This is a genomic window from Haloactinopolyspora sp. (genome assembly GCF_027324685.1).
Taxonomy (GTDB): Bacteria; Actinomycetota; Actinomycetes; order Jiangellales; family Jiangellaceae; genus Haloactinopolyspora.
Genome location: NZ_DAHVSH010000103.1, coordinates 1 through 10,071 on the forward strand (window position 1 = coordinate 1; position 10,071 = coordinate 10,071).

10 protein-coding genes and 1 tRNA gene are annotated in these 10,071 nt (G+C 69.1%); 3 read left to right on the forward strand and 8 right to left on the reverse strand.

Features of this window, described 5'->3' with window-relative positions; all coding sequences use genetic code 11:
* The first annotated feature begins 23 nt into the window (after positions 1-23).
* The 3 genes from M6444_RS11905 to M6444_RS11915 are packed head-to-tail and all read left to right on the forward strand — an operon-like array spanning position 24 to position 2,505.
* On the forward strand, positions 24-983 hold the full coding sequence (locus M6444_RS11905) for an RNA polymerase subunit sigma-70 (protein WP_298327344.1): 960 nt from the start codon (positions 24-26) through the stop codon (positions 981-983).
* Between the two features lie 59 nt (positions 984-1,042).
* Positions 1,043-1,654 carry a maleylpyruvate isomerase family mycothiol-dependent enzyme gene (locus tag M6444_RS11910; RefSeq protein WP_298327347.1) on the forward strand — a complete coding sequence of 204 codons (612 nt, stop codon included), beginning with the start codon at positions 1,043-1,045 and terminating at the stop codon, positions 1,652-1,654.
* Positions 1,655-1,659: 5 nt separating this feature from the next.
* On the forward strand, positions 1,660-2,505 hold the full coding sequence (locus tag M6444_RS11915; RefSeq protein ID WP_298327350.1) for an alpha/beta hydrolase: 846 nt from the start codon (positions 1,660-1,662) through the stop codon (positions 2,503-2,505).
* 6 nt (positions 2,506-2,511) lie between these two features.
* On the opposite strand, the gene M6444_RS11920 is transcribed toward M6444_RS11915, so the two are convergent.
* The 8 genes from M6444_RS11920 to tmk form a co-directional block, all read right to left on the reverse strand.
* The gene (locus tag M6444_RS11920; RefSeq protein WP_298327353.1) at positions 2,512-3,153 is read right to left on the reverse strand and encodes a class I SAM-dependent methyltransferase; all 642 of its coding nucleotides are present in this window, start codon (positions 3,151-3,153) and stop codon (positions 2,512-2,514) included.
* 157 nt (positions 3,154-3,310) lie between these two features.
* A tRNA-Thr gene (locus tag M6444_RS11925) sits at positions 3,311-3,386 on the reverse strand.
* 186 nt (positions 3,387-3,572) lie between these two features.
* The gene (locus M6444_RS11930) at positions 3,573-4,799 is read right to left on the reverse strand and encodes an Ig-like domain-containing protein (protein ID WP_298327356.1); all 1,227 of its coding nucleotides are present in this window, start codon (positions 4,797-4,799) and stop codon (positions 3,573-3,575) included.
* Positions 4,800-4,830: 31 nt separating this feature from the next.
* A complete protein-coding gene (locus M6444_RS11935; protein WP_298327359.1) occupies positions 4,831-6,414 on the reverse strand; it encodes an alpha/beta hydrolase in 1,584 nt (527 codons plus the stop codon).
* Entirely contained in the window at positions 6,408-7,295 is an 888-nt protein-coding gene (gene ricT / locus M6444_RS11940; protein ID WP_298327371.1) for a regulatory iron-sulfur-containing complex subunit RicT, read from the reverse strand. Before ricT ends, M6444_RS11935 begins: the two co-directional genes overlap by 7 nt.
* Before the next feature lie 76 nt (positions 7,296-7,371).
* The gene (locus M6444_RS11945; protein WP_298327362.1) at positions 7,372-8,151 is read right to left on the reverse strand and encodes a hypothetical protein; all 780 of its coding nucleotides are present in this window, start codon (positions 8,149-8,151) and stop codon (positions 7,372-7,374) included.
* Positions 8,152-8,158: 7 nt separating this feature from the next.
* Positions 8,159-9,316 (reverse strand): DNA polymerase III subunit delta', encoded by a 1,158-nt coding sequence (locus M6444_RS11950; protein ID WP_298327365.1) that lies wholly within the window; start codon positions 9,314-9,316, stop codon positions 8,159-8,161.
* Positions 9,313-9,948, reverse strand: a complete 636-nt coding sequence (tmk, locus tag M6444_RS11955) for a dTMP kinase (protein WP_298327368.1) — start codon at positions 9,946-9,948, stop codon at positions 9,313-9,315. The genes M6444_RS11950 and tmk overlap by 4 nt, the downstream gene beginning before the upstream one ends.
* Positions 9,949-10,071: the final 123 nt, after the last annotated feature.

Below are 10,071 nucleotides of genomic sequence, written 5' to 3' on the forward strand. Positions count from 1 at the left end.
CCGACCCTAGACTCGGAAGGCAAATGTACGAGGAGCTTGAGGCGCACCGTGCGCCGTTGACGGGTTACTGCTACCGGCTGCTGGGGTCGGCAGCGGATTCCGAAGATGCGGTTCAGGAGACGTTGATCCGCGCTTCGCGCCGGATGGACGACTTCGATCCACAGCGTGCGCGGTTGACGACCTGGTTGCATCACATCGCGACCAACATCTGCCTCGACATGCTCCGTGGTGCCAAGCGGCGCGCGCTGGCGGTCGACATGGGGCCGGCGGCGCAAGACGCGGATCTGGGTGTGCCGTTGTCGAGCGACCGGTTCGTCGAGCCGATGCCCGACGCGCGTCTGTTCGGTGTCGACGATCCGGCGGAGCAGGTGATCGCTCGGGAGAGTGTGCGGCTCGCGTTCGTTGCTGCGCTCCAGCGGCTTTCGCCGAAGGAGCGTGCGGCGCTGGTGTTGCGCGATGTGTTGGCCTTCTCGGCCCAGGAGAGCGCGACGGTTCTGGGCACGTCGGTCGCGGCGGTGAACAGTGCGCTGCAGCGGGCCCGGGCTGCACTGGCCGAGGACCCGCCGCGCGCTTCCGACGTACTAGATCCCCAGGACCCTGGGCAGCGCGATCTGCTGGAGCGGTACGTCGCTGCTTTTGAAGATCACGACATTCCGCGCCTGCAGGCATTGCTGCGTGAAGACGCGACCTTGTCGATGCCTCCGTTCGCGTGGTGGGTCAGCGGTGCGGACCGGATCGCGAAGGTGATGGGGGCCGGCGACGCCTGCGCTGGCGACAAGCTGGTGCCCGTCGCCATCAACGGCTCGCCCGGTTTCGGACAGTACCGACCCGGCCCGTCCGGCCGGCTCGAGCCGTTTGCGCTGCTCGTGGTCGAGGTTGCCGACGGCCGGGTGGCGCATCTGGCCACCTTCCTGGGCAGCGGCGACCGCTTCTCGGAATTCGGCCTTCCGCAGGAACTGGAGAAGTCTGCGCCACCGCGATGAGTCCGGGCCTCCCGCGTCGTATCAGTGATGACGGCTATCGATACGACCAGGAGGAAAAGATGCCCACCACCGACGACGAGTTCGTCGCGCAGACCCGTGCCGAGCGGACCCGGCTGGTCGGCTTGCTGGAAGATCTCGGACCTGAGCAGTGGCAGCACCCGTCGCTGTGCCGGGGCTGGCGGGTTCGGGAGGTGCTCGCCCACATGACCATGCCGTATCGCGGCTCCAGAGCCGGTTTCATGGCTGGCTTGATCAAGGCGCGCTTCTCCTTCGACCGCTACGCCGACCGGGACGCACGCGCCACGACGGCATCGACGTCCGACGCCGCCTTGGTGGCGCTGTTGCGTGACAACATCGACCACCCCTGGCGCCCGCCGGGCGGTGGCAAGGCCGGGGCGCTGAGCCACGACGTGATCCACGGCCTGGACATGACGGAGCCTCTCGGCCTGCCCGCGCCGCCGGCGGAACGGGTGGCGTTGGTGTTGCGAAACACGACAGCGCGCAACCTGCGATATTTCGGCGTCGATCTCGACGGCTCGAAGCTGGTCGCCACCGACACCGACGTCGCGATCGGCGAGGGTACCGAGGTCCGCCTGCCCGTGGTCGACCTGCTGTTGGTCGTCACGGGACGGCGAACCCTTGCGGCTGCGACCAGGGGACGGGCGGCGTGACGCCGATGTCGACGGACACGGTACGAGCGAACGGGGTCGAACTGGGCGTGCAGAGCTTCGGCGATGCCGCCGACCCCTTGGTGCTCCTCGCCGGTGGGACCACGATGCTGTCGTGGCCCGATTCCCTGTGTGAACGTCTTGCCGCAGGTGGGCGTCGGGTCGTGCGGTACGACCTGCGCGACAGTGGGGCGTCGACTACGCGTGATCCGCACGCCCCCGCCTACGACCTGCGCGACCTCGCCGCGGACGCGGCTGCGTTGGTGACCGCGCTAGGAGGCGAGACCGCGCACCTCGGCGGTATCGGGGTCGGCGGGATGGTCGCTCAGGTCGCTGCGCTGGACCATCCGGACGTGTTCTCGGCGCTGACGCTGGTGGGCACGCGGCCGGTGGCACCGGGTCCGGTGGATGACGACCTGCCTGACCATGACGCGGAGACGATGCAGGCACTCTTCTCCCGGCCGACGCCGGACTGGACCGATCGTGGCGCCGTCGCCGATTTCGCTACTGACGGCGCCGCGCTCCTGGGCAATGACCCCGAACAGTCGCGCACGACGGCGATGCGAATCTGGGACCGTACGCCGTCCGACGATCCCAGGGTCCACGAAGCCAACCAACTCGGCATGGTGTTCGCCCGACTGGAGTGCGCACCGCGGTGGCGCGAGCGCCTCGGCGAACTCACTGCGCCGACGTTGGTCGTGCACGGCCGGGCGGACCCGTTCTTCCCGGTGGGCAATGGGGAAGCGCTCGCCGCCGAAATCCGCGGCGCGCGGTTGCTCGTCGTCGACGGCATGGGCACGGCCCTGCCGGATGCGGTGGCCGACGGCGTCGCGGCGGCGATGCTGGCGCTGTGAGATCGCCTACTTCGCGAAGAGGATCGCGCCGGGAACGCGCGCGTCCGGACCGAAGACCATCTCGGCCTCGATCGTGAATCTCGCGTCGCGGAGCCAACCAGCGACCTGGCTCGGCTTCCGGCGGTGACTCGTCACGTCGATCGGGCGGCCCGGGTAGCCCTCGGACGAGCGCTGGGTCTCATCGCCGACATGAAAGCCGACCAGCAGCGGACCTCCGGGGCGCAGCACCCGCCGAAACTCGTCGAAGACCCCCGGCATGGCGTCGTCGGGAATGTGGATGATCGACCAGAAGGCGAGCAGGCCGGCGACCGAGTCGTCCGGCAGGTCGAGATCGGTCATCGTGCCGACTTCGAATCGCAACCCTGGGTAGTCGCGTCGCGCGATCGCGATCATCTCCGGGGACAGATCGATCCCGAAGGCGTCGACGCCGAGTTCGTGGAGATGGCCGGTGACGTAGCCGGGGCCGCAGCCGACGTCGGCGACCGGACCGCCGCCGGCCGCGCGCACGAACTCGGCGAACAACGCCACGCTCGCCCGCAGGAATGGCCGCTCGCTGAGCAGGCCACGGACCTTCTCGGTGTAGCCGGCGGCGTCCGTGTCGTACGACGAACGGGTGGCGACGAGCCAGGCCGGATCGTCGGCGGTCATCGGATGGCGCGGTCCTTGCGTCGGGCACTGTTCACGGGCAGTGTACGCCCGGCGACGGGCGGGGGCCGTCGGCGGACGTTTCGCTCCATCGGGGACACGTCGGGGACACCGAACTATGGAGGGCCGACTCCGCCCCAGGTGGTGGTGTGGTGATGGGTGGAGCCGCCTGTCGGAATCGAACCGACGACCTTCTCATTACGAGTGAGACGCTCTGCCGACTGAGCTAAGGCGGCCAGTGCCGTACGGGCACGCCGGACGAGTATAAGACGCCGGGGCGCCAGACACCGAATCGGGCGCCGGGCCCGGGTCGGGGGATCGTGGCGGACGCGCCGTGCGAGCGGTGCACCACGAGGATTTCTGCTGCATCACGAGGCGTGCACGGGTGGTGTGGCAGGGAATTGCCAAGTGAACATGATCATTTAAAGCGCGGTGGTGGTGATGGGTTTGCCGAGTGCGGAACCGGCGACGTAGTTCTGCCACTTGAGGTTCCAGTCGGCCATGCCGGGATCACCACGCTTGACGAGGTCCTCCGGGCCGCGTGTGGAGTTCGTCACGGTGACGATGTCGCCGTAGCGGGCGGTCTGGAAGAACGTGGCGCCGTTGGCCTCGCTGAGGTTGATGCAGCCGTGGGAGACGTTCTCCGAGCCCTGGGAGCCCTCGGACCAGCCGGCCGAGTGCACGAACGTCCCGCTCCAGCTCAGCCGGACGGAGTTGTCGACCTCGAGGTCGTAGTACTCGGGGCTGGACTTGTCACAGGTGATGTTCGCGCCGCACGACGTCATCCGCTTGCGGTCGAACTTCTCGAGGACGATGTAGGTGCCGTTTCGGGTGGCGAACTCGGGCGAGCCGAGGCTGGTGTCCCAGGTGTGCTCGACCTTGTCGTTGACCTTCACCGTCATCGTGTGCGACGCCGCGTCGACGTGAGTCACGCGCTTCGGCCCGATCTTGAAGTCGAGGTCGTAGCTACGCCCACCCCACAGGTTCTCACCGGCTTTCACGCCGTTCAGGTCGAGGTTGAGCCGAACCTTGGCGCCGGAGGGCCAGTACTCCTTCGGGCGGAAGTGCGCCTCGGTGGAGCTGATCCAGTGCCAGCTGCCCTGGACCTGCGGTGACGAGGCGACGTGCATGTTGCGCTCGACTTCGGCCTTGTCGGTGACCTCCTGGTCGAATCGCACCGTGATCGGCGCGCCCACGCCCACCACGGAACCGTCGGCAGGCTGCATGCTCAGGGTCAGGCGCTGACTGTCGGGAATGGCCTGGACGGCGAAGTTCTCGTTCAGCGTGTGCTCATGGCCGAAGCGGTCCGACGCCACGACCGTGACGGCGTATTGCGCGCCGGGTTCGAGCTGGTCGTCGGCCTTCCATGCGGCGCCGTCGTCGACCAGCTCCCCGGAGACCGGCTCGCCGCCCTCAGGCGCCACCTCGACGGAGTCGATCTGTCCTTGCGGGACCGAGAGGTGCAACGGTGCGTCGAATGGAACCTCGTCGGCCACCCCTTCGATGCGCAGTGACGTGCCGGGAGACTTCGGCCCCATCACTTCTGCCGTGGCGTCGTCACCGCCTTCACCGCCGCTGTCGGATCCACTGCAGGCACCCAGCAGGACCGCGGTGAGCATGAGCCCGATCGCCGTTCCTCGCGTCCGCATGACCCCCATTATCCGCACGGACGCCGGGAAATCATGACGAGCAGCGCGTGCCCGGCTTGGGCACCGTGCCCTCCAGCAGGTACGCGTCGACGGCCTCGTCGATGCACGTGCTGCCGGCCAGATACGCCGTATGCACGGCTGCTTCGTAGGTCAGCAGCACACCCGACGAGAGCTGTCCGGCCAGCGACTCCGCCCATTCGTACGGCGTGGCGGGATCGTTGGTGGTGCCGATGACCAGGATCGGGGCGGCGCCTTCGGCCGTGGTCGGTTCCATCGGGCTCACCGGGGCGTCCGTAGCGTTGTCGTCGCCGCCGGCCAGTTCACCGCAGCCGACCCCGCCCCAGGCCAGGAACGGGCCGAAGATGGGTGAGATCTTCTCGAACTTCGGCAGGCTCGCCTCGGCGTCCTCGACCGTTCCGCTCTCGGGATGGTCGAGGCAGTTGACCGCGCCGATGACCTCGTTCTGGTTGCCGTTGTACTCGCCGCTGGAGTTGCGCTCGAGATAGATGTCGGCGAACTGCAGCAACATGGTGCCGTCGCCTTCGTCCAGCGCCTGCGCGAGAGCCTGATTCAGTGGTGCGTACCCCTCAGCGGAGGTCAGGTACAGCGGCAGGATCAGGCCGTAGAACGCCAACGACTCGGTGAGCTCGCGGTTCTGGTCGGACGTGGGCAACGGCTCGGCATCGGCCTGCTCGAGCAGGCCGAGTATCGCCGCGCGTGCCTCGGCCTCGGTGTCGCCGGGCGCGCAGGAGTCCTGTGCGACACACCACGACAGGAACGCCGACAGGGCTCGCTCGAAACCACGTGCCTGCCCCAACGCGAGCTCGTCGCCGGTCAGCGTGGGATCGATGGCGCCGTCCAGGACCAGGCGGCCCACGCGGTCGGGGAACATGTCGGCGTAGACGGCGCCGATGAACGTTCCGTACGACTTGCCCATGAAGTTCAGCTTCTCGTCCCCGAGCGCCGCGCGCAGGACGTCGACATCGCGCGCGACGTCGTGGGTGCCGATGTGCGGGAGCAGGTCGCCGGAGCGCGACTGGCAGCCCGCGACGAAGTCGTCGACGAGTTCCTGCAACTCGGCGACCTCGTCGTCGTCATCCGGTGTGCCGTCGGCGGAGAGGAACTCGTCGAGCTCGGCGTCGTCCAGGCAGTCGATGGGCGAAGACTCGCCGACACCGCGCGGATCGAAGCCGACGATGTCGTACCGTTCGCGCACCTGCTCGGTGACCACCGACCCGGCGAGCTGGGCATACTCCACGCCGGAAGCACCCGGCCCGCCCGGGTTGACCAGCAGGGACCCGAGGGTGTCGTCGCCGGTGGCCGGTGCCCGCAGGATCGACAGTTCAAGGGTGTCGCCGCCAGGATCGTCGTAGTCCAGCGGCACCGTCGCCGAGGCGCACTGGAAGCCTTCGCCGCAGGTGTCCCACTTCAGGGTCTGGGTGTAGTACTCCGCGAGCTCGGAATCGACCCCTTCGGTGGCATCGGGCGCCGGAGTGGAGTCGGTCGGCGGATCGATCCGCTGGTTCCCCTCACCGCCGCTGGGCTCGGGCTGGCACCCGGCCGCCATGACGGCGGCGAGCAGGACGAGCCCGACCGCAGCCCGGCGGTTCACCATGTGTCCTCCTGCTCGTCGGGGTCGACGACGTCCGGTGTACGGCGCATGCCCTCGGCGACCGCGCCTTCGTAAGCTTGCCTGGAGCCGCAGACACTGGCCTTGGGACACGCCACGCGGCGTCCGGTCTCGCGATCGCGGATGTAGACCGTCTCGGCCGGTACGTTGTAGCCGACCACCGTCCCGGCGACCCCGTCCTCGGTCTCGACGTCGCAGCCTTGCGTCGGAACACTGCGCTTGAAGTCCTGGTACAGCGGGTGCTCGTACTTCAAGCAGCACATCAGCCGCCCGCACGCGCCGGAGATCTTCAACGGGTTGAGCGGAAGGTCCTGGTCTTTCGCCATCCGCACGCTGACCGGCTCGAAGTCGGTGAGGAACGTGGAGCAGCAGGTGTCGCGGCCGCACGGTCCGATGCCGCCTTGCACCCGTGCCTCGTCGCGGGCGCCCAGCTGGCGCAGGTCGATGCGGGCACGCAGGGTGCGCGCGAGGTCGCGGACGAGTTCGCGGAAGTCGACGCGGTGCGGTGCGGTGAAGTAGATGGTCACGAGCTGATCGACGTCTTCGCGGGTGTCGACGTAATCGACACCGACGATCTTCATCGGCAGTTCGTGATGCCGGATCAGCTTGCGCGCGGTGACGCGGATCTCGGCGCGTCGCCGGCGGTTGCGCTCGTCGCGATCGAGGTCTTCTTCGGTGGCCAGGCCAGCGCACACCGGCATGCCGCCGACGTCTTCGCTGACCCACTGCGGCGCCCACACGCACTCGGCGACCTCGGGCCCGTCGTCGGTGGGAACGAGCACCTTGTCACCGACACGTGGACTGTGCTCACCCGGATCGAGGTAGTAAAGCCGCCCGTACCGGGTGAAGGCCACTGCCATCACCATGCCCACCTGCCCCACCCTACGCAGGTGTTGCACGTGACGGTGATCCGCCCTGACCGTGATCCGCATCAGGTCGCGGCTAGTTGGACTTCCGCAGCCGTCGCAGCGCCTCCGCGCGGACGCCTGCGACCCCCGCGCTTTCGGTCAGTCGGTCGAGGACACGGCTGAGGCGGACCGCTGCAGCGATGATCGACGACGGGTCGGCCGCGGGCAACGTGGCGCCCATCTCGGTCGGCACCGCAGCTGCAGCGTTCTCGACACTGATCACGCCGAACGCCGGGTAGTCGAGGTCGGCCCGAGCGGCATGCAGCCGCCAGGCATGGGTGCGGGCCTCATGCAACGACTCGACGGCCCGCCACACCGAACCCCGCTTGGCGTGCTTGGCGACGTCGGTCAGTGCCCACCACGCCAGGAACGCCCACTCGCGCTGCCGCTCGGGTTTGGCCGTGGCCACATCGGGGACGTACGGCTCGGCCAGGCGGCCGGTGCGGTCGAGCAAGGCACGTGACCCCGGCGGCAGCCCGGGACGGTTCTGCGCGGCCATGACGACCAGGCTGAGCTGGCGTCCGTCGGTGTACTGCATCACCAGATGGTCGGCTGGGCGCTCGTCGGAGCCGAGATGCTGCACGAGCTCGTCGGCGACGGGCGCGAACGTCCGCGCCGCCGCCAGCGCGGCATCACGACGCTCGAGGTACGAGGCGTCCGCGAGTTCGACACCCACGCCTGCGTCCACGTCGGAGTCGGCATCGCCCGCGCCCCGCCCGAGTGACCCCCCAAGCTCCAACCAGTCGCACCACGGCGTGGCCTCGGCCCAACGCGTCAGCGACTCCACGAGGCGCCACGGCCCGGAGGCGGTCATGCCGCCGTCAGCCCTCGCGCAGGGTGAGCGCCATCGCCTCGAGCGTGAGCAGCGGGGCGGCGTTGGCCTGCAGCGCCTCGCGGGCGGCCATGACCGCTTCCATCCGGCGCAACGTGGCCTCGGCTCGTCCGGACCGGGCCAGCCGGTCGACCGACGGGCGGATGTCCTCGTTGACCAGTTCGGTTCGCACGCCGAGCTGGAGCATCAGCACGTCGCGATACAGCGCGAGCACGTCGACCAGCGCCCGGTCGATGGAGTCACGCTGCACGCGGGTGCGCCGCAGCTTCTGCTCGCGCTCGAGTTCCTTGACCGCACCCTCCATCGAACGCGGCTTGCGCCCGGTGGAGCCCGCGCCCAGCGCCTTGCGCAACTCCTCGACCTCGCGTTCGTCCAGTGCGTCGCAGTGCCGTTCGGCGTCGGCCTTCGCGGTGTCGACGAGGGTTGCGGCGGCGTCGAGGCACTGGCGCAAGTCGGCGAGGTTGAACGGCAGCCGCAGGACTTCGGCGCGGCGTTGGCGGACGTCGTCGTCGGTGGCCAGCGCGCGGGCACGCCCGACGTGACCCTGCGAGGCCCGGGCAGCGAACTCGGCGGTCGCGACGTCGACGCCTTCGGATTCGGCGAGATACCGAGCGACGTCGGCGTAGGGCGGCGTGCGCAGCTGAGTGACGCGGCATCGGGACCGGATGGTCGGCACGATGTCTTCGGCGGTCGGCGCGCAGAGCATCCACACCGTCCGCTCCGGCGGTTCCTCGACCGAGAGCAACAACGCATCGGCAGCGTCCTCGCCGAGGCGATCGGCATCTTCGACGACCACGATCTGCCAGCGGCCGCGGGCCGGGCGCAGCGCCGCACGGGGGACGAGGTCGCGCACCTGCCCGATGCGGATGTTCAGGCCCTCGGTGACCAGGTTGGCGACGTCCGGGTGGGTGCCCGCGCGTACTTCGACGCAGGACGAGCACGTCCCGCACCCACCCTGGGGACACTGCAGCGCCGCGGCGAACGCCCGGGCGACGACCGATCGCCCGGACCCCGGCGGCCCGGTGAACAACCAGGCGTGGGTCATGGAGCCCAAGCGGCCGCCGTCGAGGTACGCGGCGGCGTCGGCCACGGTGCGTTGCAAACCGGGCACGACGGTCTGCCCGACGACGGCGTCCCATACGGTCATGTGCGCACCTTCGCATCGATCGTGTCCACAGCGGCGGCGATTTCGGCGGCGATCTCGTCGACCGGGCGCGCCGCGTCGACGACGAGGTAGCGCTGCGGCGCCTTGGCCGCGAAGTCGAGAAACGCCTGCCGCACCCGTTCGTGCAGGTGATCGGGCTCGCGTTCGATACGGTCGACGTAGCCCTGCTGCTCGACCCGCCGACGCCGGACGGACTCGTCGAGATCGAGAACGACGGTCAGATGCGGGCGCAGCCCGGTGGTCGCGAACTCCGAGATGGCGGCGACCTCGGCCGCCCCGAGACCGCGTCCGACCCCTTGGTAAGCCACGGACGAGTCGACGTAGCGATCGACGAGGACGACGGCCCCTCGTTGCAAGGCCGGACGGATGACCGAAGCGACGTGGTCGGCACGGTCAGCGGCGAACAACAACGCTTCGGCCCGGACGTCGAGGTCGCCGCCGTCGAGGACGATGGAGCGAACCTGCTCACCGATGCGAGAGTCGCCGGGCTCCCGCGTGACGACGACGTCGCGGCCCTGGGCGCGCAGATGCTCGGCGAGACGATGAAGCTGAGTCGTCTTTCCCACCCCGTCGCCGCCTTCGAAGGCGACGAACAACGCTCGCTGTCCGGTCACGACGCCAGCGTAGTGAACCGGCCCGACAATCCAGGGATCCCCCTGGCCGGAGGTAGGGGTAGCCACAGCCTATCCCTGAGCTTGACCCTGAGTTAACCCTGAATTGGCTGGTCAGGCGTTGAT